Raw genomic sequence first — 25,551 nt, 5'->3', positions numbered from 1 at the left:
TCAGCCTCCGACGGGCTCCTTGTCCCGCTCGGCCGCCGGGGCCGGCGAGGGCGACGGCGACGGCGCGCCGCCGCCCTCGCTTATCCCGAACCGGTCGTGGAAGCGGCGCAACGGGCCCGGCGCCCACCACGTCAGACGGCCGGTCAGCTTCATCACGGAGGGCACGAGCAGACTGCGGACCACCATGGCGTCCATCAGCACGGCGAGCGCGACCCCGAGGCCGAGCATCTTGGTGTTGGTCACGCGGGAGGTGCCGATGGCCACCATGACGACGGCGAGGATCACGGCGGCGGCGGTGATGAGGCCGCCGGTGCGCCGCAGGCCGAAGCGGACCGCGTGGTCGTGGTCGCCCGTCTCGTCGTACTCCTCCTTGATCCGGGAGAGCAGGAACACGCCGTAGTCCATGGAGAGTCCGAAGGCGACGCAGAACATGAGCACCGGCAGGTTCGTCTCGATGTCGCCGGTCGGGGTGAAGCCGAGCAGCCCGGAGAGGTGGCCGTCCTGGAAGACCCAGACGACCGCGCCGAACATCGCCGTGAGGCTGAGGGCGTTGAGGACGACGGCCTGGATCGGGATCACCACACTGCCGGTCAGCAGGAAGACCAGGACCAGGGTGACGACGACGATGATCGCCAGCGCCCAGGGCAGTCGGTCGCCTATGGCGTCCTTCGAGTCGACGAGCACGGCGGCCGCTCCGGTCACCGAGGTGTCGAACGGGGCGGGCGCGGCCCGCAGTTCGCCCACCACGCTCTGGGCGGTCTCCCCGACGCCCTCGCCCTCCGGCACCACGGTGAAGTACGCGGAGCTCCCGGGTCCCGTGCCGGACGTCACCGGTCCTTCCACCCGGGCGATGCCGTCGAGGCCCTGGATCCGCTCGCGGTAGCCGGTGAGCGCCTGCGGGGTGGCGGCGCCCTCGGCGAGGACGGTGAGCCCGCCGCCGGGGCTGCCGGGGAAGCCGTCGCGCAACTGGTCCTGGACCACCCGGGACTCGGCGGTGGTGGGCAGCTGCCGGTCGTCGACCGTGCCGAAGTTCACGCCGAGGAACGGCAGCCCGAGCAGCACGAGACCGGTCGCCGTGGCCACGGCGAACACCGGCGCCCGCCGCATGACCAGCCCCGCCGCCCGGGCCCATCCGGCCCCGGAGCCGGCTTCTTCGGCCCCGGACGCGCCTGCGGCCTCCGCGCCCGGCTTCCGGCGGCGGCGGAACAGGCGGCGTAGGTCGAGTGCGTTGACCCGGTCTCCGAGCAGCAGCAGCGCGGCGGGCAGCAGGATCAGCGCGGCCGCCGCCGCGAGCAGCACCACCGCGATGCCCGCGTAGGCGAAGGAGCGCAGGAAATACTGCGGGAAGACCAGCATCGCGGCGAGCGAGACGGCCACGGTCAGCGCGGAGAAGAGCACGGTCCGCCCGGCGGTCCGCAGGGTGGTGCCGATCGCCGTCCTGGGGTCGGCGCCCCCGGCGAGCTCCTCGCGGAAGCGCCGGACCACGAAGAGGGCGTAGTCGATGGCGAGTCCGAGCCCGAGGGCGGTGGTGAGGTTCTGGGCGAAGACCGAGACGTCGGTGAACTCCGTGATGCCGCGCAGCACCGCGTTCGTCCCCAGGATGGCCACGATCCCGATCCCGAGCGGCAGCAGGGCGGCGACCGCGCTGCCGAAGACCATGACGAGCAGGACGAGCGTCACCGGCAGGGCGATGAGCTCGGCCCGCAGCAGGTCCTCCTGGATGACCGTCTGCATCTCGTGCTGCACGGCCAGCGGACCGCCGACGGAGACCTCGACCGGCCCGTGCACTCCCCGGTACGCGGGGGCGATCCGCTCCAGGATCTCGCCGGCGGCCTTCTCGTCGCCCTCGACCCGGGCGGCGACCACCGCCTGCCTGCCGTCCTCGGAGCGCAGGGCGGGGGAGCCCGTCCCCCAGTAGGACCCGATGCCGCTCACGCCCGGCTCGGCGTCGAGCCGCTCCGTCAGCCTGCGGGCCTCGGCGGCCACGGCGGGATCGTCGACCCCACCCTCCCGCGCGTCCACGAGCAGGAGCAGGTTGGGCTGGGAGGCGGGGAACTCCCGCTCCAGGACCCGCGTCGCGTACGTGGATTCGGCGTCCGGGTCCTCCCAGCCGCCGCTGCCCATCCGGTCGGCGACGCCGCCGCCCGCGAGGACGGCGAGTGCGGTGATCACGAGCGCGACCAGCAGAGACAGGCGCGGCCTGGCCGTCACGAACCGGGTCCACCCCCCGCCCGGCGGTCCGCCCGGGGCGGGCGCTGAATTCTTGACTTCGGCCATGACGCGGTGTCCCCTTCACCTGACCCATGCGCTCGCTTCCCGGCAGGCCGCATGGGTCGACCATTGCCATAAACTGGCAAACACGAGCGACCGCTCGCGTTCCCCAAGAATGCGAGCGACCTCTCGCGTTTGTCAATCGTGTCGAGGAGGCTGTGGACAGCCATGTCCGAAGAACCGAAGCCGCGCCGCCGCCAGGCCCGCGGCGAGCGCCGCATCGCGCAGCTGCTCCAGGCCGCCACGAACGTCTTCTGCACCTCCGGGTACACCGCGGCCAGCACCAACGCGATCGCCCGCGAGGCGCACGTCTCGCCCGGCACGCTCTACCAGTACTTCCCGAACAAGGAAGCCATCGCCATCGAGCTCGGCGACCGCCTCCTGCACGAGATGCGCGAGGCCCACGGGCAGGCGTTCACCGCGGAGAACCTCGCTCTGCCGCTGCCCGAGATGCTGGACGCCGTCGTCGACCCGCTGATCGAGTTCAACTGCCAGAACCCGGTTTTCCTCGCCCTGATGCACGGCTCCGACATCCCCGGCCGGATCGCCGAGGAGCACGACGCCCTGCACGCCTCCCTCCTGGCCCGCATCGGCGATCTGCTGGGGCTCTACCTCCCGGACCTGCCGCGGGCGGAGCGCGCCCTCATCGCCGACATGACCTTCGCGGTCTTCAAGGGCGGCCTCGCCCTGGTGCTCGCGGCGCCCGAGGGGCCGGAGCGGGACGCGACCTCCGCCGAGCTGAAGAAGGTCCTCTTCCGCTACCTCGACCCGATCGTCGGCTCGGCGCTCGAGAACGGCGATGACCGCGCCACCCCCGTCACCACGACTCCGACCCCCTGATCGCCTCCTTCGGCAGCCCCTTCTCACCCGCCCCCGCCCGGATCTTCAGCGCGACGAGCGGGAAGACGAGGACCGAGAGCATCCCGGCCCCCACCAGCGCCGCCGCCTCGCCCGCCGAAAGCGCCTTGTCGTCGAGGCCGATGGTGGTGATCGCGACGACGAGCGGCAGGGCCGTGGACTCGTAGAGCACCAGCGCGCCACGCTCCTTGCGCGTCAGGTCGCCGGGGGCCAGGAACCAGACCGGGCCGCCCCGCACCGCCAGGAACAGCAGCAGAAAGAGCGGCAGCAGGAGCAGCGTCCGGCCGCCGTCGAGCAGCGAGTCCAGGTCGAACTCGACACCGGTGACGACGAAGAAGACCGGCACCAGGAAGCCGAAGCCCACCGCCTCCACCTTCTCCAGGATCGCCGGTCCCGCCTCCGGCGCGGCGCCGGTCAGGACGAGCCGGGTGATCATTCCGGCGGCGAACGCGCCGAGCAGCACGTCGAGTCCGAGGGCCTGCGAGGCGCCCAGCATCAGCGCGAGCAGCAGGAAGACGAACCGGACCGCGAACTGGCCGCTGCTGTGCAGGGTCTTCCGGATGATCGTGGCGAACCACGGCGGCCTCGGCCGCAGCGCCCAGAGCACCGCCACCGCCGTGAGGGCGGCGAAGACGGCGAGCAGCGCCGTCGACTCGGCCGCGCCGCGGCCGCTCAGGAGCAGCGCCATCGCGGTGATCGGCCCGAACTCGCCCACGGCGCCGAAGGCCATCACGACCGAGCCGAACCGGCCGTGCAGATCGCCCGCGTCCCGCAGCACCGGCAGGACGGTGCCGAGCGCGGTGCTGGTGAGCGCCACGCCGATGAAGACGCCCTTGTGGAACCCGCCGCCCAGCAGCACCCCGATCCCGAGGCCGAGCGCCAGGGCGATCACCCACGCCCCCACCGAGCGCTTGAGCGTGTCGCCGCGTACCTTCCCGAACTCGATCTCGTACCCCGCGAGGAAGATCAGCATCGCGAGCCCGAGCTCCGAGAGGCCGTCGATCAGGGCGTCCGTGTGTGCCCAGCCGAGCACGTCGGGGCCGATGAGGATGCCGAGCAGGATCTCGAAGATGACGAGGGGCACGGGCAGCCGGCGTCCCACCCCGTAGGCGAGCAGCGGCGCCAGGACGGCGATCGCCATGATCAGGATCAGCGTGGTCCCTGAATGCGACATATCGGGTATCTATCATCCTCAGTACCTCGACGCGCAGGGTGACCTGTCCGAACCCACGTCGCATCGGCGCGGGACTGGAATTTATACCCCCTAGGGGTATAATCTGCTTCAGTACGAGCCTGAACCAGCACGCCCTCGAAGAGGAGACCGTCATGACCGCCGAGACGACGACCGAACTCACCACCGTGTACCAGGTCAAGGGAATGACCTGCGGACACTGCGAGGGCGCGGTCTCCAGCGAGATCTCCGAGATCGCCGGAGTCTCCTCCGTCAAGGCCGTGGCCTCCACAGGCCAGGTCACCGTGGTCTCCGAGGCCGCCCTCGACGAGGAGGCCGTCCGCGCCGCCGTCGACGAGGCCGGCTACGAGCTGGTCGGCCAGGTCTGAGCCCAGCCAGAGCGCTCGACCTGATCCAGGCCAGAGCCGCCAGGCCTGATCCAGGCCAGAGCCGCCAGGCCTGACCCAGGCCAGAGCCGCCAGGCCTGACCCAGGCCAGGACCGCCAGGTCCACCAGGCCTGGGACAGACTCCCGCACCACCCCGGCAGGGCCGTACCGTTACGCGGTACGGCCCTGCTCCCCTTTGGAACCGCACATGACTCCGAGCCCCGCGCCCGCCACCCTGACGACCGAGCTCGTCATCGGCGGGATGACCTGCGCCTCCTGCGCCGCCCGCGTCGAGAAGAAGCTCAACCGGATGGAAGGCGTCACGGCGACCGTCAACTACGCGACGGAGAAGGCGCGGATCGCGCACCCGCCGGAGACGGACATCGCCGATCTGATCGCGACGGTCGTCAAGACCGGCTACACCGCGGAGGAGCCCGCACCGCCGGAGCCCGAGCCGTCGGACTCGGACAGCCCGGAGGAGGACCCCGAGCTCGCCGCCCTCCGCCGACGGCTGACCGTCTCGGCCGTGCTCGCCGCCCCGGTCGTCCTGCTCGCGATGGTCCCTGCCCTCCAGTTCGACAACTGGCAGTGGCTCTCCCTGACCCTCGCGTCGCCGGTCGTCGTCTGGGGCGGGCTGCCGTTCCACCGGGCCGCCTGGACCAATCTGCGACACGGCGCGGCGACCATGGACACCCTCGTCTCCGTCGGCACGCTTGCCGCCTTCGGCTGGTCGCTCTGGGCCCTGTTCTTCGGCGACGCGGGCATGCCGGGCATGCGCCACGGATTCGACCTCACCGTCGACCGCGGCGAAGGCGCCTCCGCGATCTATCTGGAGGTCGCGGCCGGAGTCATCACCTTCATCCTCCTCGGCCGCTATCTGGAGGCCCGTGCCAAGCGGAAGGCCGGCTCGGCGCTGCGTGCCCTGATGGAGCTCGGGGCCAAGGACGTGGCCGCCCTGAGGGGAGGTACGGAGGTACGGATCCCGGTGGCCGAACTGCGGACCGGTGAACGCTTCGTCGTCCGCCCCGGCGAGAAGATCGCCACCGACGGGACCGTCGCGGAGGGCTCCTCCGCCGTGGACGCGTCCCTGCTCACCGGCGAGTCCGTGCCGGTCGACGTGACCGCGGGCGACCCGGTCACCGGAGGCTGCCTCAACACCTCGGGACGCCTTGTCGTCGAGGCGACCCGGGTCGGCGCCGACACCCAGCTGGCCCGGATGGCCAAGCTGGTCGAGGACGCGCAGAACGGCAAGGCCGAGGTGCAGCGCCTCGCCGACCGGATCTCCGCCGTCTTCGTCCCCGTCGTGCTCTACATCGCCCTCGGCACCCTGCTGACCTGGCTTTTCGTGGTCGAGGACACCACCGGCGCGTTCACCGCCGCCGTCGCCGTACTGATCATCGCCTGCCCCTGCGCCCTGGGCCTGGCGACCCCGACCGCGCTCATGGTCGGCACCGGGCGCGGCGCGCAGCTCGGCATCCTCATCAAGGGTCCCGAGGTCCTGGAGTCCACCCGCCGCGTCGACACGGTCGTCCTCGACAAGACCGGCACGGTCACGACCGGCCGGATGCGGCTGACGAAGGTGTACGCGTACGAGGGTGTGGACGAGGCCCAGCTGCTGCGCCTCGCGGGCGCCCTGGAGCACGCCTCCGAGCACCCGGTGGCCCGCGCGGTCGCGGCGGGCGCCGCGGAGAAGCTCGGCGAGCTGCCCGTGCCGACCTCCTTCGAGAACGTGCCCGGCCTCGGGGTGCGCGGCACGGTCGACGGCCACGCCGTCCTGGTGGGCCGCCCGGCCCTCCTGACGGCCGAGGGCGTCGAGGGCGTCGAGGCACAGGGCGTACCGGAGCCGGGGGCCGTCCAGGTCGCCTGGGACGGGCGGGCGCGCGGAGCCCTCACGGTCGCCGACGCCGTGAAGGAGACCAGCGCGGAAGCGGTCGCGCGGCTGCGGGATCTCGGCCTGACGCCGGTCCTGCTGACCGGGGACGGGCGGGCGGTGGCCGAGACGGTTGCGGCGGAGGTCGGCATCGACGCGGGCCGGGTCTTCGCCGAGGTCCTGCCGGAGGAGAAGGTCGAGGTGGTCCGTCGCCTCCAGGCGGAGGGCCGGACGGTCGCGATGGTCGGGGACGGCGTGAACGACGCCGCCGCGTTGGCCACCGCCGACCTGGGTCTCGCCATGGGCACCGGCACGGACGCCGCGATCGAGGCGAGCGATCTGACGCTGGTCCGGGGCGACCTGCGGGTGGCGGCGGACGCCATCCGGCTCGCCCGCCGGACCCTGGCGACGATCAAGGGAAACCTGGGATGGGCCTTCGGTTACAACGTGGCGACGCTTCCGTTGGCCGCTCTCGGCCTGCTGAACCCGATGATCGCCGGTCTGGCCATGGCCTTTTCGTCCGTCTTTGTCGTGACAAACAGCCTGCGACTTCGGCACTTCACGTGAATTCACCTACACGTGACGCACAGGACCTTCACAAAGAGACCTAGATCACAGATATTTGGGGGTAACCATTCGGGCCGTTCGCGAGTCTAAGTGGGCGATGCCAAGAACGTCTTGGGGGACGTTCATGGGATGTCTTGGGGGACGTCTCAGGCAAGCGTTGGCCGGGGCACGTGCACCGGGGAGCTTTGAGCGGCCCTCCCGTACGTACGTACCCCGGCAGACCGCGCAGACCCGCGTAGCTTCTGCTGAACCCGGCAGACGCCCGGCCCGGATCCCGTGGGGGGAATCCGCACCGGGGATATGGAAAGCGCCCCGCTCGTCGACCCGTGGGGGGATCGACAGCGGGGCGCTTTTCGTTACGCGACGGGCGCGTCAGCGACCTTCGCGCGCGTGACGCAACAGGCGTGTCAGCGGCCCTCGACCGGGACGAAGTCGCGCAGGACCTCGCCGGTGTAGATCTGGCGCGGGCGGCCGATGCGGGACCCCGGCTCCTTGATCATCTCGTGCCACTGGGCGATCCAGCCCGGCAGACGGCCGAGCGCGAAGAGCACGGTGAACATCTCGGTCGGGAAGCCCATCGCGCGGTAGATGAGGCCCGTGTAGAAGTCCACGTTCGGGTAGAGGTTGCGCGAGACGAAGTAGTCGTCGGAGAGCGCGTGCTCCTCCAGCTTGAGCGCGATGTCCAGCAGCTCGTCGGACTTGCCGAGCGCCGAGAGGACGTCGTGCGCCGCTGCCTTGATGATCTTGGCGCGCGGGTCGAAGGACTTGTACACCCGGTGGCCGAAGCCCATCAGGCGGACGCCGTCCTCCTTGTTCTTCACCTTGTTGATGAAGGAGTCGACGTCGCCGCCGTTGGCCTGAATGCCTTCGAGCATCTCCAGGACCGACTGGTTGGCGCCACCGTGCAGCGGGCCCCAGAGGGCCGAGATGCCGGCGGAGATCGACGCGAACATGTTCGCCTGGCTCGAACCGACCAGACGGACGGTGGACGTCGAACAGTTCTGCTCGTGGTCCGCGTGCAGGATCAGCAGCTTGTCGAGCGCGGAGACCACGACCGGGTCCAGCTCGTACTCCTGGGCCGGGACCGAGAAGGTCATGCGCAGGAAGTTCTCGACGTACCCGAGGTCGTTGCGCGGGTAGACGAAGGGGTGGCCGATCGACTTCTTGTAGGCGTACGCCGCGATCGTCGGCAGCTTGGCGAGCAGCCGGATCGTGGAGATGTGGCGCTGGTTCTCGTCGAACGGGTTGTGGCTGTCCTGGTAGAAGGTGGACAGCGCGGAGACCACAGACGAGAGCATCGCCATCGGGTGGGCGTCCCGGGGGAAGCCGTCGAAGAAACGCTTGACGTCCTCGTGCAGCAGCGTGTGCTGGGTGATCTCGTTCTTGAAGGTCGCGAGCTCGTCGACCTTGGGAAGCTCACCGTTGATCAGCAGGTACGCCACCTCCGTGAAGGTGGAGCTCTCCGCCAGCTGCTCGATGGGGTAGCCGCGGTACCGCAGAATGCCCTGCTCACCGTCGAGGTAGGTGATCGCGGATTTATAGGCGGCGGTGTTGCCGTATCCGCTGTCCAGGGTGACCAGACCGGTCTGGGCTCGGAGCTTCCCGATGTCGAAGCCCTTGTCGCCGACGGTGCTCTCGACCACCGGGTAGGTGTATTCACCGTCCGCGTACCGCAGTACTACAGAGTTGTCGCTCACGTCATCCCTCACCGACGTAGTGCCTCTTCTTCGAGGTGCCCTGACTGTCTCTACCATCCCCCATTTGGCTCAGGAGAGTGCACTCGGGGTCGACCATTGGGCCAATTGGCGGCACTCAGTGCCGCCAACCTGCTCATCTTGCCCCCTTCGCCCCGTTCGGGGAAGTCCGGGGTGGTCTTTCACACGGCTGCCGAGAGCCGGTGGGCCAGGGCGGTGAAGCGTCTGCCTGCGGAAACCGTACGTACGGCCTGGGCGATCGCCTTGCGGGAGCCGACCAGGACCACGAGCTTCCTGGCCCGGGTGACGGCCGTGTAGAGCAGGTTCCGCTGGAGCATCATCCAGGCGCTGTTGGTGACAGGGATCACGACCGCCGGGTACTCGCTGCCCTGCGAACGGTGGATCGTGACGGCGTACGCGTGGGCCAGTTCGTCCAGCTCGTCGAAGTCGTACGGCACCTCCTCGTCCTCGTCCGTCCGTACGGTCAGGCGCTGTTCGACGGTGTCGAGCGAGGTCACGACGCCGACGGTGCCGTTGAAGACGCCGTTGGCGCCCTTCTCGTAGTTGTTCCGGATCTGCGTGACCTTGTCGCCGACGCGGAAGACCCGGCCGCCGAACCGCTTCTCCGGGAGATCGGGGCGGGCCGGCGTGACCGCCTGCTGGAGCAGACCGTTGAGCGCGCCCGCGCCGGCCGGGCCCCGGTGCATCGGGGCCAGGACCTGCACGTCCGTGCGCGGGTCGAGACCGAACTTGGCGGGAATTCGTCGGGCGACGACGTCGACGGTGACCCGGGCGGCGTCCTCGGTCTCGTCCTCGGCGAAGAGGAAGAAGTCGGGCAGGCCGGTGGTGACGGGCGGCAGACCCGCGTTGATGCGGTGGGCGTTGGTGACGACCCCCGACTGCTGCGCCTGCCGGAAGATGCGGGTCAGCCGGACGGCCGGAACCGGGCTGTCCGGGGCGAGCAGATCGCCGAGCACCTCCCCCGCGCCGACCGAGGGCAGCTGGTCCACGTCCCCCACGAGGAGGAGGTGGGCACCGGGTGCCACGGCCTTCACGAGCTTGTTGGCGAGGAGCAGATCCAGCATGGACGCCTCGTCCACGACGACCAGGTCGGCGTCGAGCGGCCGGTCCCTGTCGTAGGCCGCGTCGCCGCCCGGCTTCAGCTCCAGGAGGCGGTGGACGGTCGACGCCTCCGTGCCGGTCAGCTCGGCGAGGCGCTTGGCGGCCCGGCCGGTGGGCGCGGCGAGGACGACCTTGGCGCGCTTGGCCCGGGCCAGCTCCACGATCGAGCGGACCGTGAACGACTTCCCGCACCCCGGGCCGCCGGTGAGCACGGCGACCTTACGGGTCAGGGCGAGCCGCACGGCCTCCTCCTGCTCGGGCGCGAGGGAGGCCCCGGTGCGGTCGGCGAGCCAGGCGAGCGCCTTGTCCCAGACGACCTCCCGGAAGGCCGGCATCCGGTCCTCGGGGGTCCGCAGCAGCCGTCCGACCTGCCCGGCGAGGGACAGCTCGGCACGGTGGAACGGCACCAGGTACACGGCCGTGACCGGCTCCCCCTCGGGCCCCGGCACCGACTCCCGTACGACCCCCTCGGGATCCGCCGCGAGGTCGGCGAGGCACTCGATGACCAGACCCGTGTCGACCTGGAGCAGCTTCACCGCGTCCCGGATCAGCTGCTCCTCGGGCAGGAAGCAGTGGCCCTGGTCGGTGGACTGCGACAGGGCGTACTGCAGCCCGGCCCTGACCCGGTCGGGACTGTCGTGCGGGATGCCGACGGCCTGGGCGATCCGGTCGGCGGTGAGGAAGCCGATGCCCCAGACGTCGGCGGCCAGCCGGTAGGGCTGGTTGCGGACGACGGAGATCGAGGCGTCGCCGTACTTCTTGTAGATCCGCACGGCGATGGAGGTGGAGACGCCGACGCCCTGGAGGAAGACCATCACCTCCTTGATGGCCTTCTGCTCCTCCCACGCGGCGGTGATGTTCCTGGTGCGCTTGGGGCCGAGTCCGGGGACCTCGATCAGTCGCGCGGGGGCCTCTTCGAGGATGTCGAGGGTGTCCAGGCCGAAGTGCTGGGTGATGCGGTCGGCGAAGACGGGGCCGATGCCCTTGATGAGCCCGGAGCCGAGGTACCGGCGGATGCCCTGGATGGTGGCCGGCAGCACCGTCGTGTAGTTCTCGACCGTGAACTGCTTGCCGTACTGCGGATGGGAGCCCCAACGCCCCTCCATCCGCAGCGACTCGCCCGGCTGGGCGCCGAGCAGCGCCCCGACGACCGTGAGGAGGTCGCCGCCGCCTCGGCCGGTGTCGACGCGGGCGACCGTGTACCCGCTCTCCTCGTTGGCGTACGTGACCCGCTCCAGCACCCCTTCGACGACTGCCTGACCGTGACCCCGACCCTCGTTGGACATGACCCGAAGGTAGCGAAGGGCTCGGACATCGGGGGCGGGTGTGCAAAGGCCTGTGGACGATCGGTACGGGTGGTTACGCTCGTCCCCTCCATCGATCTTGGCTTCGGCCGGAGGGGAACAGACTGTGCGCACCGCCACCGTGACGCCCGAGGGCGACCGGATCCGCTGGGTCGAACTGCCGGGGCGGGAGCCCACCCGCGTCTACGTGCACGGCCTCGGCTCCACGTCACCGGCCTACTTCACGGAGGCCGCGGTCAACCCGCTGCTGGCGGGGCACCGTTCGCTGCTGATCGACCTGCTCGGTCACGGCATCAGCGACCGGCCGACGGGCTTCGACTACACCCTGGAATCCCACGCGGACGCCCTCGCCGCGGCCCTGACCTCCGCCGGGGTCACGGGAGCCGAGCTGATCGCCCACAGCATGGGCGGCGCGGTCGCCATCGTCCTCGCGGCCCGCCATCCCCACCTGGTCTCCCGCCTGGTGCTGGTCGACGCCAACCTGGACCCGAACCCGCCCTCGCCCGTCTCCGCGGGCAGTAGCGGCCTCGCCTCCTACTCCGAGGAGGAGTTCCTGGCGGGCGGCTGGGAGGAGGTCCGCGACCGGGTCGGCCCCCACTGGTGGTCCACGATGCGCCTGGCCGGCCGCGAGGGCCTGCACCGCACCGCGGTCCACCTCGGTCGCGGCACCGTCCCCACCATGCGCGAGCTCCTGCTGGAGCTGACGATCCCCCGCACCTACCTGCTGCCGGAGTCCGACGGCCCGCTCCCGGGCTCCGACGCGCTCACCGCTTCGGGGGTGTCGGTCGTCGCGATCCCGGACTGCGGGCACAACATCATGCTGGACAACCCGGAGGCGTTCGCGGGGGCCTGCGCGGCGGCGCTCCGACGTGCCGAGACGTCGGAGGAAACGTAGCGTTTCCGGCATGAGTGATGAATCGTTCCAGGACGACGTGCTGACCGAGCTGGGCGACGACCGGCTCCAGGAGATCGCCGGACTGCTCGGCACGGACGCGGCCGGGGCGCAGGAGGTCGTGGGCAGTTCGGTGTCCGCGCTCTCCGGCGAGCTGCGGCAGGCGGCGTCCGAACCCCACAGCGCGGACGAGGTACGGCAGGCCGTCGAGGAGGCCACCTCCGCCGAGCCGCCGCTCCAGGGCGTGGCGGGCTTCGGAGGCCTGGTGAGCGGCGGCCTCATGGCCGGGGTCCTCGGCAAACTGGCGAAGCCCGCGGCCAACGCGGTCGCGAAGAAGACGGGCCTCCCCCCGGCGACGGTCTCCCGCGCGATCGAGCTGGTGGTCCCCGTGGTCCTCGCCGTGATCACCAAGCGCGCGGCGGGCAAGAAGGCGGGGGCGGGCGGCTTGGGCGACATCCTGGGCGGCCCCAAGAAGTAGGCGGGACGCCACACCGGAGACCCGGCGCGCCCCGCCCACCGACCGAGGGTCAGCCCACCTCCCGTACGAAACCGGCCGCCGTCTCCTCCAGGACCTCGGCGCCGTCCCGTGACCACAGCTCGTCGTTGAAGAGTTCCACCTCGATCGGGCCCGTGTACCCGGCCGCCTCGACGAGCGTGCGCCAGGACCGGAGGTCGATCGCGCCGTCGCCGAGCCGGCCCCGGCCGTTGAGGACGCCCGCCGGCAAGGGGGTGGTCCAGTCGGCCAGTTGGAAGGCGTGGATGCGGCCCGCCGCGCCCGCGCGGGCGACCGCCGCAGGGGCACGGTCGTCCCACCAGACGTGGTACGTGTCGACGACCACGCCCACCTGTGAGGCGGGGAAGCGTTCGGCGATCTCCAGGGCCTGGTCGAGTGTGGAGACCGCGCAGCGGTCCGCCGCGTACATCGGGTGGAGGGGTTCGATCGCGAGCCGGACGCCCCGCTCCCCCGCGTACGGGGCGAGTTCGGCGATCGCCTCCGTGATCCGGGCGCGGGCGGCCGTCAGGTCGCGGCTGCCGGGGGCGAGGCCGCCCGAGACCAGGACCAGGGTGTCCGTGCCCAGGGCCGCCGCCTCGTCGATCGCCGCGCGGTTGTCGTCCAGAACCTCCGCCAGGGACTCCGCCGCCGTGAAGAAGCCGCCCCGGCAGAGCGAGGTGACCGTCAGGCCCGCGTCGCGTACGAGCTTCGCCGTCGGCTCCAGGCCGTACTCCGCGACCGGCTCACGCCACAGGCCGACGCCCGGGACGCCGAGCCGTACGCAGTTCTCCACCAGCTCCGGCAGGGACAGTTGCCTCACGGTCATCTGGTTGATGCTGAAGCGCGCCAGGGGGTTCATCGCTCGACTCCGTACACGGTCAGAAGGGAGCGCATCCGCGACTCCGCGCGCTCCGGATCCGGGAACAGGCACAGCCGGTCCGCCAGTTCGTACGCCCGCGCCAGGTGCGGCAGCGAGCGCGCCGACTGGAGGCCGCCGACCATCGTGAAGTGGTCCTGGTGGCCGGCGAGCCAGGCGAGGAGGACGACTCCCGTCTTGTAGAAGCGGGTCGGGGTCTCGAAGAGGTGCCGTGACAGCTCCACCGTCGGGTCGAGGAGCTCCCGGAAGCCCTTCACGTCCCCCGCGTCCAGGCTGCGGACGGCCTCCGCCGCCAGCGGGCCCAGCGGGTCGAAGATGCCGAGCAGGGCGTGGCTGAAGCGTCCTCCCGCCGCCGGCTCCTCGCCCGCGATCAGCTCGGGGTAGTGGAAGTCGTCGCCCGTGTAGCAGCGGACGCCCTCCGGGAGGCGGCGGCGCAGGTCGATCTCGCGCCCGGCGTCCAGGAGGGAGACTTTGATGCCGTCGACCTTGTCCGGGTGGGCCGCGACGACCTCCAGGAAGGTGTCGGTCGCCTTGTCGAGGTCGGCCGAGCCCCAGTACCCGTCGAGCGCCGGGTCGAACATCGGGCCCAGCCAGTGCAGGATCACCGGCTCGGCCGACTGGCGCAGCAGATGCGCGTACGTGTCGAGGTAGTCGTCCGGGCCCTCGGCGGCGGCTGCGAGGGCGCGGGAGGCCATGAGGATCGGCTGGGCGCCGACCTCCTCGACGAGCGCGAGCTGCTCCTCGTACGCCTTACGGACCGTCAGTAAAGTGGCCGGGCCGATCAGTTGGTCCGTGCCCACGCCGCAGGCGATCCGGCCGCCGACCGCCTTCGCCTCGGCCGCCGAGCGGCGGATCAGTTCGGCCGCGCCCGCCCAGTCCAGGCCCATCCCCCGCTGGGCGGTGTCCATGGCCTCGGCGACGCCCAGGCCGTGCGACCAGAGGTGGCGGCGGAAGGCGAGGGTGGCGTCCCAGTCGACGGCGGCCGGCCCGTCGGGGGTGGTGTCGGCGTACGGGTCGGCGACGACGTGCGCGGCGGAGAAGACCGTACGGGAGGTCAGGGCGCCGCCCACGGGGGCGAGGGGGCGCGCCGGGCGCGGGGTGTACTCCCGTACCCCGCCGGACGCGTCGGGGAGGCGGATCACAGCGTGACCTCCGGGACCTCCAGGCGCCGGCCCTCGACCGAGGACCGCAGCCCGAGCTCGGCGAGCTGCACGCCGCGCGCGCCCGCCAGCAGGTCCCAGTGGTACGGCTCGTCGAGGACCACGTGGCGCAGGAACAGCTCCCACTGCGCCTTGAAGCCGTTGTCGAACTCGGTGTTGTCCGGGACCTCCTGCCACTGCTCGCGGAAGGGTTCGGTCGCCGGGACGTCCGGGTTCCAGACGGGCTTCGGGGTGGCCGAGCGGTGCTGGACGCGGCAGTTGCGGAGTCCGGCGACGGCCGAGCCGTGCGTGCCGTCGACCTGGAACTCGACGAGCTCGTCGCGGTTGACCCGGACCGTCCAGGAGGAGTTGATCTGGGCGATCGCGCCGCCCTCCAACTGGAAGATGCCGTACGCGGCGTCGTCGGCGGTCGCGGCGTACGGCTTGCCGTGCTCGTCCCAGCGCTCGGGGACGTGGGTGGCGACGTGCGCGGTGACGCTCGTGACCCGGCCGAAGAGCTCGTGGAGGACGTACTCCCAGTGCGGGAACATGTCCACGACGATCCCGCCGCCGTCCTCCGCGCGGTAGTTCCAGCTGGGGCGCTGGGCGTCCTGCCAGTCGCCCTCGAAGACCCAGTAGCCGAACTCGCCGCGCACGGAGAGGATCCGGCCGAAGAAGCCGCCGTCGATGAGCCGCTTCAGCTTGAGCAGGCCCGGCAGGAAGATCTTGTCCTGGACGACGCCGTGCTTGACGCCCTGCTCGCGGGCGAGGCGGGCCAGCTCCAGGGCGCCCGCGAGGTCACCGGCGGTGGGCTTCTCGGTGTAGACGTGCTTGCCGGCGGCGACGGCCCTGCGGATCGCCTCCACGCGGGCGGAGGTGACCTGGGCGTCGAAGTAGATCTCCACGCTCTCGTCCGCGAGGACCGCGTCGAGGTCGGTGGACCACTCGGTGAGGCCGTGCCGCTCCGCGAGGGCGCGCAGGGCGGACTCCCGCCGGCCCACGAGGACGGGTTCGGGCCAGAGGGTCTCGCCGTTGCCGAGATCCAGGCCGCCCTGCTCGCGCAGGGCGAGGATCGAGCGGACGAGGTGCTGGCGGTGGCCCATGCGTCCGGTGACGCCGTTCATGGCGATACGGACTGTCCTGCGTGTCACGAAGGTGCCTCCATCACGTACACAACCCTCAACAGAAAGCGCTTTCTACGAACGGAGACGCTAGCCTGCCGACAACACACCGGACAAGGGGTCCGCCGGACTTCTCCTCGGCGCCGCCGACGGTCCGGGAAACCGCCCGAAACGCTTGAATCGCCCGACTCTTCCCGGAGGTACGCGATGACCGTCACGCTGTCGGATGTGGCCGCGCGTGCCCAGGTGTCCCCCGCCACCGTCTCCCGTGTCCTGAACGGCAACTACCCGGTCGCCGCGTCCACGAGGGAGCGGGTGCTGCGGGCGGTGGACGAGCTGGACTACGTCCTGAACGGGCCCGCGAGCTCGCTGGCCGCCGCCACGTCGGACCTGGTCGGCGTCCTCGTCAACGACATCGCCGACCCCTTCTTCGGGATCATGGCGGGCGCGGCGCAGAACGCGATCGGGGAAGGGGCGTCGGGGCGCGCGGGCGGCGAGAAACTGGCCGTCGTCTGCAACACGGGCGGCTCCCCCGAGCGCGAGCTCACCTACCTCACGCTGCTCCAGCGGCAGCGCGCCGCCGCCGTCATCCTGACCGGCGGGGCCCTGGAGGATCCGGAGCACATGGCGGCGGTGTCGGCGAAGCTCGCGAAGCTGACGGACGCGGGGACGCGGATCGTGCTGTGCGGCAGACCGCCCGTGGCGGGGGACGCGAGCGTGGCTGCGCTCACCTTCGACAACCGGGCGGGGGCGCGCCGGCTCACCGAGCACCTGCTCTCGCTCGGGCACCGGCGGATCGGTTACGTGGCGGGGCCCGCGGACCGGACGACGACCCGGCACCGCCTCGAGGGCCACCGGGACGCCCTCGCGGCGGCGGGGCTGCCCGAGGGGCCGACGGTGCACGGCCCGTACGACCGGCGCTCCGGCTACGACGCGACGCTCGAACTCCTGCGCAGGGACCCGGACCTCACGGCGGTCCTCGCGGCCAACGACACCGTCGCGCTGGGCGCGTGCGCGGCCCTTCGGGACCGGGGTCTTCGGATACCGGAGGACGTGTCGGTGGCGGGCTTCGACGACCTGCCGTTCTCGATCGACGCGGTCCCGGCGCTGACGACCGTACGCCTGCCGCTCCACGAGGCGGGCGCACGGGCGGGCCGCCTCGCGGTGGGCACGGAGCAGCCCCCGCCGGGCGGCGTGACGACGATCCCGGCGGAGCTGCTGGTACGGGCATCCACGGCGCGACCCCGGGAGTGACCCGGGGGCGGGCGGGCCTGAAAGGCCCTACGCCCCGACCCGGTGAACCGCCTCCGGGACGGGCGGCTGCGTCGCCTCCACCGTCGCCCCCTTCTCCGGGCCCCCACCCCCGCGCCCCGCGAGGGACGTCAGGGCCACTCCCCCGACCAGCAGGGCCGCGGCGCACCAGCGCAGGCCGGTGATGTCCTCGTCGAGGAAGAGGGCCGCGGAGGACATCCCGAAGACGGGGACCAGGAGGGAGAACGGGGCCACCGAGGACGCCGGGTGGCGGCGCAGGAGCCAGCCCCAGGCGCCGAAGCCGAAGATGGTCGTGATCCACGCGACGTAGACGATGACGCCCACGCCGGTCCGGTCGAGGCCGCGCAGCGCCGCCAGGTCCTGCTCCGGGCCCTCCAGGAGGAGGGAGAGGGCGAGCAGCGGCAGGACGGGCACGGTGCTGACCCACACCATGAAGTTGAGCGCGTCGGGCGGCGCCGCCTTGCGGGTCAGGACGTTGGAGACGCCCCAGCAGGCCGCCGCCGCCACGCACAGGGCGAAGCCCACCAGCGCGCCCTCGGCGCCCCCGCCGCCCTCGTCCGCGGCCGCGACGCCGATGCCCGCGAGGGCGACCGCCATGCCCGCGGTCTTCACCTTCCCCGGCCGTTCGCCGAGCGCGACGAAGGCGAACAGCGCCGTGAAGACGGCCTGGATCTGGAGGATCAGCGAGGAGAGCCCGGCCGGGGCGCCGAGGCCCATACCGGTGAAGAGCAGCCCGAACTTGGCCACGCCCAGGACGAGTCCGACGCCGACGATCCACTTCCAGGCGACCAGGGGGCGGCCGACCAGGAAGACGGCGGGGAGCGCGGCGGCGAGGAAGCGCAGGGCGTTGAAGAGCAGCGGCGGGAAGTGGTCGAGGCCGATCTCGATGACGACGAAGTTGACTCCCCAGACGGCGGCGACGAGTGCGGCCAGGGCGATGTGTGCAGGGCGCATGGAGGAGAGCGTCACCCACCACGACCGTGTAGCACCAGCACGGATTCCTTCATGGTTGGATGAAGCAACTCTTCATCCAAGCTCCCCAGGAGGGCCCGCACATGCTCGATCTCGGTCGCCTGCGCGCCCTCCACGCCGTCTCCGTCCACGGCTCCGTCGGCGCCGCGGCAGCCGCCCTCGGGTACACCCCGTCGGCCGTCTCCCAGCAGATCGCCAAGCTGGAGCGGGAGACCCGTACGACCCTGCTCGAACGCCGGGGCCGCGGCGTGCGGCTCACCGACGAGGCGCACCAACTGGCCTCCACCGCCGAGCAGTTGCTCTCGATCGTCGAGGAGGCGGAGGTACGTCTCGAAGAGCGGCGCGGACTGCCCGCGGGGCGGCTCTCGATCGGCTGCTTCGCGAGCGCCGCACGCGGTCTGATGCCCCGGGTCCTCGCCGATCTGGCGGCCCGTCACCCCGCGCTCGACGCCCGTCTCACGGAGGTCGATCCGCACCTCTCGATCGAGCTCGCGGCGCGCGGGGTGATCGACCTCGCCGTGGCCCACGACTGGGACATCTCCCCGATGCCGTCCCCGCCCGGGCTCGAACAGGCGGTCATCGGCGACGACCCCTGCGACGTCCTCGTACCGCACGGCCATCCGCTGGCGGCGCGGGCGTCGGTGCGGCGGGAGGAGCTGGCGGACCAGCGGTGGATCACCCAGCCGCCGGGGTCGGTCTGCCACGAGTGGCTGATGCAGACCCTGCGGTCCACCGGCTACGAACCGCACGTCGTCCACCAGGCGGAGGAGAACCACACCCAGGTCGCCCTCGTCGCCGCCGGCCTCGGGATCGCGCTGGTGCCGCGCCTCGGGCGCGGGGCACTGCCGCCCGAGGTGGCCCCGGTCCGCCTCGACCCGGTGCCGACGCGCCGGCTGCACGCGCTCTGGCGTACGGGCGCGGCCCGCCGCCCCGCGATCACCGAGACCGTCAGGACGCTCCAGGAACACTGGCCCCAGGTGGCGTCGGCGACGACCTGAGGGGGCGATTCCTGCTCAGGTTCTTGACCTGGCAGTTACTTTCGGGCTATCCGTGGCTCCTTGGAAGTTTCCTTCACCCACTTCCCCCATCCTGCACGGCCGGAAGGAGCATCAGTTGCACCACCGCGCCCCCTCCAGACGCATCCTCCTCACCGTCACCGCCGCTACGGCGGTCGCCGCCGTCACCGGAGCCCTCACCCCCGCCCAGGCGAGCGACGCGACGAGCGACCGCACGCTCGACGAGCTCATCTCCCGCATGTCGCTGGAGGAGAAGGTCGGCCAGCTTTTCGTCATGCGGGTGTACGGCCACTCCGCCACCGCCCCCGACCAGGCCGACATCGACCTGAACCTCAAGGAGATCGGCGTCCGCACCGCCGCCGAACTCGTGGAGAAGTACCACGTCGGCGGCGTCATCTACTTCTCCTGGGCGCACAACACCCGCGACCCGCACCAGATCGCCGCCCTCTCCAACGGCATCCAGCGGGCCGCCCTCGCCCAGGCCACGCCCGTCCCCGCCCTCATCTCCACCGACCAGGAGCACGGCATCGTCTGCCGGGTCGGCGAGCCTGCCACCCTGCTCCCCGGCGCGATGGCGCTGGGCGCCTCGGGCTCCCGCTCCGACGCCCGTGAGGCGGCCAGGATCGCGGGCGCCGAACTGGCCGCCGTCGGCATCCGGCAGAACTACGCGCCCGTCGCCGACGTCAACGTCAACCCCGCCAACCCGGTGATCGGCGTCCGGTCCTTCGGCTCCGACCCGCAGGCCGTCGCCGGCCTGGTGGCGGCCCAGGTCAGGGGCTACCAGCAGGCCGGGGTCGCGGCGACCTCCAAGCACTTCCCCGGTCACGGCGACACCGCCGTCGACAGCCACTACGGCCTGCCGACCATCACCCACACCCGCGAGCAGTGGGCGGAGCTCGACGCGCCGCCGTTCCGGTCGGCGATCGCCGCCGGCATCGACTCGATCATGACCGCGCACATCGTCGTCCCCGCGCTCGACCCGAGCGAGGACCCGGCGACCCTCTCCCGCCCGATCCTCACCGGCATCCTGCGCGAACAGCTCGGCTACGACGGCGTGGTGGTGACGGACTCCCTCGGCATGGAGGGCGTACGGACCAAGTACGGCGACGAGCGCGTGCCCGTCCTCGCGCTCAAGGCCGGCGTCGACCAGCTGCTCAACCCGCCGAAGCTCGACGTCGCCTGGAACGCGGTCCTCAAGGCCGTCAAGGACGGCGAACTGACCGAGGCCAGGCTCGACGAGTCGATCCGCCGGATCCTGCGCCTCAAGGCCAAGCTGGGCCTGTTCCGCCACCCGTACGTGACCGACGCCGGAGTGGACCGAACCGTCGGCATCCGGCCCCATCTGGACCGGGCCGACCGGATCGCGGAGGGCACCACCACCCTGCTCCTCAACGAGGGCGGTCTCCTGCCGGTCAGCCGCCGCAGCCACGCCGCGGTCCTCGTCGTCGGCGCCGACCCGGCCTCCCCGTCGGGCACCACGGGACCGCCGACCACCACCCTGGCCGCCGAGTTCACCTCGCTCGGCTTCACCGCCACCGCGCTGTCCACCGGGATCACCCCGACGGCGGCGAGGATCGAGGAGGCGGTGGCGGCCGCCGCGGGCAAGGACCTGGTCGTCGTCGGCACGTACAACGTCTCGGCGACCAGCCCGCAGCGCACCCTCGTCGACCGGCTCGTGGCGACCGGGGTGCCGGTCGTGACGGTCGCGATCCGCAACCCGTACGACATCGCCCGGCTCACCGGAGTGCGGGCCGCCCTCGCCGCGTACTCCTGGACCGATGTCGAACTGCGGGCCGCGGTCCGGGTGATGGCCGGGCGGGTCCGGCCGCGGGGCCGTCTGCCCGTGCCGGTCCAGCGGGCGGACGATCCGACGTGCGTGCTGTACCCGGTCGGCCACGGCCTGTCCTACCCGAGACGTAACCAGTGACGTAGGCCCCCCGTTCTCCCTGGCGTCCGCCCGCCCCGGCGGGCGACGCTCGGAACCGAGATCGGGGGGTCTTTCATGCGCGCTCTCAGGAGCGGGGTGGCGTGTGCCGTCGGGCTGCTGCTCGCCCTGACCGGGTGTCAGCGCGCCCCGGACGACGGCAGACCGCCGCGCCCCGTCACGTACACGAGCGCGCCCCACGACCACGGGACGGTGTTCCTGGGGCCCGGGGACTGCTCCACGCGCGGGAAGGTGTTCCGCGAGGTCCCGTGCACGAGCGAGAAGGCCGTCGCACGGGTGACCACCCGGTACGAGGGGCTCACCGCGGCCTCTCCGACCTGCCCGGCGACCACGGACTTCGTCCTGCACGTCTCGGAGAGCCGTCCTGCGGCGGACGAGGACGGCGACGGCTCGGTGCCGCGCGGCTACGCCTGCATGCGCAATCTGGAGCCGCCGCATCCGGGTGACCCCGGGCAGGGCGGCGGGCCGCACACCGTCGTCGGGGACTGCGTCTCGTCCTCGGGCGGTGGCCGGGTGAGGGAGACCGCCTGCGACGGGTCGGGGGAACGTCCGCCGGCGTTCCGGGTCGCGTCGGCGGTCACGAGCCGGGACCACTGCCCGTCCACGACCGCGCTGTTCGTGGCGCTGGGCGGGGAACGACCGGTGGGCTGCGCCCGGCGGCTGTAGAGGCCGCCGGGCGCTCATGGTCCTACGGAGCTACGGGCGCAGACCGTGTCCTGTCGCCTTACGGGCGCAGACCGTGTCCTACCGCCCTACGGGCGCAGACCGTGCTCCCGGTTCAGCTCGTCGTCCGTCGGCTTGTCGAGACGGGCGTCGAAGCGGGCCAGCGGCTGTCCGGCCTGGGCCGTCGGGGCCTCGACCCCGGCCCAGGCGAGGATGCGGGCCGTGGCCTTGGTGCGCTCGGCCTCGACGAGACCGGCGACCTGGGCGCCGTGGTTGGCGCCGGGGGCCGTGAGGACGTAGCTGTCACGGGCGCCCTTGCCGAGGTGGAACGGCTCGGCTCCCCACGGGTCGTTGCCGCCGTAGACGAAGAGCATCTGGTTCGCGTTCTTACGGACCCAGTCGTCCACGTCCCGCATCGCCGACGGCTTGAACTTCGTCGGGATCTCGCGCGGCACGAAGTTCCGCGCGGGCTGGTAGCCGTAGCGGGTCAGGCCGTCGAGGTGCGGCAGCTTGATGCTGGGCGAGCCGAGCTCGGTGGCCGCCTGGTAGTAGTACGGGGTGTACGGGTCCAGGCCCTGGTCGGTGTAGAAGGACCAGCCGGAGTAGGCGTCGATGGTCTCGTAGACCTGGTCGTCGGTCGCGGTCTTCGCGTCCGGGACCGAACCGCAGACGTCCTCGCCGTAGTACTGCCAGAAGCCCCAGACGAAGTCGAGGACGACCGCCTCGTACGCCTTGTCGAGGGAGCCCACGGTGTTGAAGGTCGCGCCCTCGGTCGCGGCCCACTCCTTGTACTTCTTCTGCAGCGGGGCCCGGCGGACGAGCGCCTCGCGCTGCAGCGCGTTGAGGCGGTCGCGGCACTCCTTGGTGCCGACGTTCTCGAAGAACCGGTCGTACGCCGAGTCCTCCTTGTTGTTCACGTCGTTCGGCGCCACGTAGGCGACGACGCCGTCCATGTCACGGGGGTAGAAGCGCTCGTAGTACGTCGCCGTCATACCGCCCTTGGAGGCGCCGGTGGAGAGCCACTTCTTGCCGTAGATCGTCTTCAGCGCGGTGAAGATGCGGTGCTGGTCGCTCGCGGCCTGCCAGATGTCCAGCTTGGACCAGTCGGCGGGCTGCGGACGCGACGGCGTGAAGAACCGGTACTCCATGGAGACCTGGTTGCCGTCGATGATCCGGGTGGGCTCGCGGCGGCTGGGGGTGGTGCTCAGCCCGTAGCCGCTGGTGTGGAAGACGGTCGGCCGTTCGGTGTCCTTGTGGAGCAGCGAGAGCCGCTGCTTGAACGTGCCCTTCCAGGGGCGGCGGTGGTCCACCGGCTGGGTGTATTCGAGCACGAAGTAGCGGTAGCCGGCGTACGGCTTCTCCTCGATGAGGCTCATCCCGGGGATCGCCAGGATGCGGTCCTTGATGTCCGTACCGACGGCGCTGTCCGCGACGGCGGTCGGGCTGCCGGTGGCCGGCTCGGCGGCGGTAGCCGCACCACTCGCCCCGACGGTGCCTATGAGCACCGTGAGCGACGTCAGCCAGATCAGCGACTTGCGCATTCACCCTCCCCTTGGTTCACAACGGTGTCCGCGAACCTAGCGGTGTCAACGTGGGTGCCGCCAGACCTAATTGACCCTTACCCCGCGATCAAGATCCTTGTAGTCATCACCTAAACTCCCGCAAGCCATGTACATGGCACGACACGGGAGGACACGTATGACGAGGAGTTACAGGGTGAGGGCGATGGTGGCGCTCATGGCGACCGTCGCCGCCTCACTGCTGGCGACGACGGCACCGGCGCACGCCGCACCCGACCCCGGTCTCGAACTCGGCAACTTCGAGCTGCGCCCGCTCTCCAACAAGACGGAGCTCCAGGGCCGCATAGACAAGCTGAACGCCGATCTGCCCAACATCGGCGTGAACTCGCTCCTGAAGGAGGCGCAGACCAGCGGCCGAACGGGCAAGTGGGACACCGAAGTCTGCAACAAGGCGGCCATCGAGCTCGGCACGAAGCCGCAGGGCTTCGCCAAGAGCTTCTGCTTCGACACCGCCGACAACGGCACCGACGACGGCTCGGAGTGGTGGCCGCAGGGCGTGACCAGCGTCGCCGACGCCGACGAGGACCAGACCTGGGGTGACCCCGAGACCGGCTGGAACCCGGCGGATCACAAGCCCATGATGGTCACTTGGTACAACAAGGACGACTGGAACGACGACAAGAAGCCGGACGACGTCGACGAGGGCGGGACCAACACCGAACGCAAGGGCGTCCGGGTCTCGTTCATCGACTCCAGCACCGGGAAGTACGCCCACGTCCTGCTGGTGTACCCGTTCATCAACGACTCCGGCAACGCCAGCTACATGAGCGTCCGCACCTCGCAGCACTACTCGAAGCCGGGTGGGAAGCAGTACGGCTCGCTGCACGCCGGCGGCATGGTCTGGTACGGCTACTACCTGTACGTGGCGGACACCAACCGCGGCTTCCGCGTCTTCGACCTGCGCAACATCATCGACCTCGGGGCCCTGCCCGCCGACAAGTGGGGCAAGTCCAAGACCGCGATCGGTCGGCAGGACGGCGTGTACAACGCCCACGGCTACCGCTACATCCTGCCGCAGAGCGACGGCTGGACGAACGCCGCCTGCGACACGGTCGAGCCGCCGCCGGGCACGCCCTGCGACATGCAGGACGACGAGAAGACGTGCCAGGCCACGGACGTCACACCGAAGACCAGCTTCGCGAGCCTCGACCGCAGCAGTGCCGTACGGCACATCACCACGGGTGAGTGGTGCGACAAGGCAAAGGTCACGGACGCGTTCACGACGGGCCGGGTCATCCGCTGGCCGATGAACACCAGCGGGGGAACACCGGCGCTGAACGGCTACGGGTACTGGGCGGCGGACGCGGCCTACCGCATCCCCTTCGTCGCGTCGGAGGACGACAACGGCGGGATCCAGGGCGCCGCCGTCATCAACGGCACGTACTACCTCAGCCAGAGCCGGGGCGCGAAGAACGGCAGGGTACTCGTCGCCAAGCCCGACACCGCCACGGGCCGACTCGTCGAGACCTCCCCCCGCCGGGTCTCCGCGATCGGCGTCGAGGACTTCTCGGTCTGGCCGGGAGCAACGGACCGCCTCTGGACGGTCACCGAACACCCGGAACAGCGAATGCTGTTCGCGATCACGCCGTGACCCGTAGGTAGCGACCCGTAGGAACAGGCGGGGATCCCCCTCTCCCCCGCTACGTGGCGCCCGCGTCGGCCTAGGGAGTGTCCGGAAAGTATGGTCGTCCGCCCGAAGGGCGGGGCTCGCGGCGTCCGGTGCGTGCGATCGCAAGGCGCCGGGATGCTCTCGTAGCGGAGCTACGTGGGCATTTCGGCAACGCGGCGAGCGTGCGTGCCGGGCGTCGCGAGCCAGGCCAGACTTTCCGGACGCGACCTAGGCCGGTGCGGGCGCTTCTGCGTTCACGCGGGGCGCAGCACGGCACCCGCGGGTCAGCACAGCACCCACCCCGTGGACGCGCTCGAGCCTGCGACGGAGCCGGTGGCTCGGACGCAGCGGTTGAGGGCGTGGACGGTGATGGGGCCCGCCTGGCGGGTGTAGCGGCCGGTGTCTACGGCGGGGTGGCCGCCGCGGGGCTGGAGGGAGACGGACATCGCGCGGCGGGCGCCGGGGTGTTTGGCGACGGTGAGGGCGCAGACGTACTGGCGGCTCCGGTAGAGCCGTAGCTCGCCCGTGGCGAAGGCGACGGTCTTGCTGGGGCGGCCGACGCAGAGCGAGGCGGCGTCGGCGCTCGCGACGCCTGGGCCTGCGAGGGCGAGGGTGGTGGTGGTGAGCAGGACTGCCAGTGCGTATCCGAGCAGCCGCCTACCGTGTGCCGTCACGCCGATCCCAGCGAACACCTGGATCCCCTCCCGACTCCTTGCCGTACATGCGTA

The 25,551-nt window shown here is 71.4% G+C and carries 20 protein-coding genes; 10 read left to right on the top strand and 10 right to left on the bottom strand.

What is annotated here, in order from left to right; all coding sequences use genetic code 11:
* Positions 1-2,277: an MMPL family transporter gene (locus tag ACGFYP_RS18260; RefSeq protein WP_393494039.1), complete on the bottom strand. Its 2,277-nt coding sequence runs from the start codon at positions 2,275-2,277 to the stop codon at positions 1-3.
* Between the two features lie 162 nt (positions 2,278-2,439).
* On the opposite strand from ACGFYP_RS18260, the gene ACGFYP_RS18255 reads away from it, so the two are divergent.
* Positions 2,440-3,111 carry a TetR/AcrR family transcriptional regulator gene (locus ACGFYP_RS18255; protein WP_393494036.1) on the top strand — a complete coding sequence of 224 codons (672 nt, stop codon included), beginning with the start codon at positions 2,440-2,442 and terminating at the stop codon, positions 3,109-3,111.
* Here the strand turns inward: ACGFYP_RS18255 and ACGFYP_RS18250 are convergent.
* On the bottom strand, positions 3,089-4,303 hold the full coding sequence (locus tag ACGFYP_RS18250) for a cation:proton antiporter (RefSeq protein WP_393494033.1): 1,215 nt from the start codon (positions 4,301-4,303) through the stop codon (positions 3,089-3,091). The genes ACGFYP_RS18255 and ACGFYP_RS18250 overlap by 23 nt on opposite strands.
* Before the next feature lie 152 nt (positions 4,304-4,455).
* Here ACGFYP_RS18250 and ACGFYP_RS18245 point away from each other — a divergent pair, with 152 nt between their 5' ends.
* Both ACGFYP_RS18245 and ACGFYP_RS18240 read left to right on the top strand, forming a co-directional pair.
* Complete coding sequence (locus ACGFYP_RS18245) at positions 4,456-4,689, top strand: heavy-metal-associated domain-containing protein (protein ID WP_393494030.1); 234 nt, start codon at positions 4,456-4,458, stop codon at positions 4,687-4,689.
* 206 nt (positions 4,690-4,895) lie between these two features.
* Positions 4,896-7,124: a heavy metal translocating P-type ATPase gene (locus tag ACGFYP_RS18240; RefSeq protein ID WP_393494027.1), complete on the top strand. Its 2,229-nt coding sequence runs from the start codon at positions 4,896-4,898 to the stop codon at positions 7,122-7,124.
* A gap of 407 nt (positions 7,125-7,531) precedes the next feature.
* Here ACGFYP_RS18240 and ACGFYP_RS18235 read toward each other — a convergent pair whose 3' ends face one another.
* Both ACGFYP_RS18235 and ACGFYP_RS18230 read right to left on the bottom strand, forming a co-directional pair.
* The gene (locus ACGFYP_RS18235; protein WP_393494024.1) at positions 7,532-8,821 is read right to left on the bottom strand and encodes a citrate synthase; all 1,290 of its coding nucleotides are present in this window, start codon (positions 8,819-8,821) and stop codon (positions 7,532-7,534) included.
* Positions 8,822-9,000: 179 nt separating this feature from the next.
* Positions 9,001-11,226: an ATP-dependent RecD-like DNA helicase gene (locus ACGFYP_RS18230; protein ID WP_393494021.1), complete on the bottom strand. Its 2,226-nt coding sequence runs from the start codon at positions 11,224-11,226 to the stop codon at positions 9,001-9,003.
* Positions 11,227-11,350: 124 nt separating this feature from the next.
* On the opposite strand from ACGFYP_RS18230, the gene ACGFYP_RS18225 reads away from it, so the two are divergent.
* The gene (locus ACGFYP_RS18225; RefSeq protein WP_393494019.1) at positions 11,351-12,139 is read left to right on the top strand and encodes an alpha/beta fold hydrolase; all 789 of its coding nucleotides are present in this window, start codon (positions 11,351-11,353) and stop codon (positions 12,137-12,139) included.
* A 10-nt stretch (positions 12,140-12,149) separates the two neighbouring features.
* On the top strand, positions 12,150-12,614 hold the full coding sequence (locus tag ACGFYP_RS18220; RefSeq protein WP_393494016.1) for a DUF937 domain-containing protein: 465 nt from the start codon (positions 12,150-12,152) through the stop codon (positions 12,612-12,614).
* Positions 12,615-12,663: 49 nt separating this feature from the next.
* Here the strand turns inward: ACGFYP_RS18220 and ACGFYP_RS18215 are convergent, their stop codons facing one another.
* From ACGFYP_RS18215 to ACGFYP_RS18205, 3 genes are read right to left on the bottom strand one after another with little or no spacing between them, the layout of a single operon-like run.
* The gene (locus ACGFYP_RS18215) at positions 12,664-13,488 is read right to left on the bottom strand and encodes a sugar phosphate isomerase/epimerase family protein (protein WP_393494013.1); all 825 of its coding nucleotides are present in this window, start codon (positions 13,486-13,488) and stop codon (positions 12,664-12,666) included.
* Positions 13,485-14,648, bottom strand: a complete 1,164-nt coding sequence (locus ACGFYP_RS18210) for a dihydrodipicolinate synthase family protein (RefSeq protein ID WP_393494010.1) — start codon at positions 14,646-14,648, stop codon at positions 13,485-13,487. Before ACGFYP_RS18210 ends, ACGFYP_RS18215 begins: the two co-directional genes overlap by 4 nt.
* Positions 14,645-15,796, bottom strand: coding sequence for a Gfo/Idh/MocA family protein (locus tag ACGFYP_RS18205; RefSeq protein ID WP_393494007.1), 1,152 nt, complete (start codon positions 15,794-15,796; stop codon positions 14,645-14,647). The genes ACGFYP_RS18210 and ACGFYP_RS18205 overlap by 4 nt, the downstream gene beginning before the upstream one ends.
* 177 nt (positions 15,797-15,973) lie before the next feature.
* Here ACGFYP_RS18205 and ACGFYP_RS18200 point away from each other — a divergent pair, with 177 nt between their 5' ends.
* Positions 15,974-17,020, top strand: a complete 1,047-nt coding sequence (locus tag ACGFYP_RS18200) for a LacI family DNA-binding transcriptional regulator (RefSeq protein WP_393494004.1) — start codon at positions 15,974-15,976, stop codon at positions 17,018-17,020.
* 27 nt (positions 17,021-17,047) lie between these two features.
* Here ACGFYP_RS18200 and ACGFYP_RS18195 read toward each other — a convergent pair whose 3' ends face one another.
* Positions 17,048-17,992 carry an EamA family transporter gene (locus tag ACGFYP_RS18195; protein ID WP_393494001.1) on the bottom strand — a complete coding sequence of 315 codons (945 nt, stop codon included), beginning with the start codon at positions 17,990-17,992 and terminating at the stop codon, positions 17,048-17,050.
* A gap of 101 nt (positions 17,993-18,093) precedes the next feature.
* Here ACGFYP_RS18195 and ACGFYP_RS18190 point away from each other — a divergent pair, with 101 nt between their 5' ends.
* The 3 genes from ACGFYP_RS18190 to ACGFYP_RS18180 all read left to right on the top strand — a co-directional run bounded on the left by ACGFYP_RS18190 (position 18,094) and on the right by ACGFYP_RS18180 (position 21,637).
* Positions 18,094-19,008: a LysR family transcriptional regulator gene (locus ACGFYP_RS18190; protein WP_393493998.1), complete on the top strand. Its 915-nt coding sequence runs from the start codon at positions 18,094-18,096 to the stop codon at positions 19,006-19,008.
* 115 nt (positions 19,009-19,123) lie between these two features.
* A complete protein-coding gene (locus ACGFYP_RS18185; RefSeq protein ID WP_393493995.1) occupies positions 19,124-20,953 on the top strand; it encodes a glycoside hydrolase family 3 protein in 1,830 nt (609 codons plus the stop codon).
* A gap of 75 nt (positions 20,954-21,028) precedes the next feature.
* Positions 21,029-21,637: a hypothetical protein gene (locus ACGFYP_RS18180; protein WP_393493993.1), complete on the top strand. Its 609-nt coding sequence runs from the start codon at positions 21,029-21,031 to the stop codon at positions 21,635-21,637.
* Positions 21,638-21,723: 86 nt separating this feature from the next.
* Here ACGFYP_RS18180 and ACGFYP_RS18175 read toward each other — a convergent pair whose 3' ends face one another.
* Entirely contained in the window at positions 21,724-23,175 is a 1,452-nt protein-coding gene (locus ACGFYP_RS18175) for an aminopeptidase (RefSeq protein ID WP_393493990.1), read from the bottom strand.
* A gap of 175 nt (positions 23,176-23,350) precedes the next feature.
* Between ACGFYP_RS18175 and ACGFYP_RS18170 the strand changes: the two genes are divergently transcribed.
* Complete coding sequence (locus ACGFYP_RS18170; RefSeq protein ID WP_393493987.1) at positions 23,351-24,805, top strand: hypothetical protein; 1,455 nt, start codon at positions 23,351-23,353, stop codon at positions 24,803-24,805.
* Positions 24,806-25,107: 302 nt separating this feature from the next.
* Here the strand turns inward: ACGFYP_RS18170 and ACGFYP_RS18165 are convergent, their stop codons facing one another.
* On the bottom strand, positions 25,108-25,515 hold the full coding sequence (locus tag ACGFYP_RS18165) for a hypothetical protein (RefSeq protein WP_393493984.1): 408 nt from the start codon (positions 25,513-25,515) through the stop codon (positions 25,108-25,110).
* Positions 25,516-25,551: the final 36 nt, after the last annotated feature.

The sequence above is a fragment of the Streptomyces sp. NPDC048370 genome (assembly GCF_043200825.1).
Classification (GTDB): Bacteria; Actinomycetota; Actinomycetes; order Streptomycetales; family Streptomycetaceae; genus Streptomyces.
Note: the sequence above shows the minus strand (reverse complement) of the source record. Positions and strands in the feature narration are given on the sequence as shown.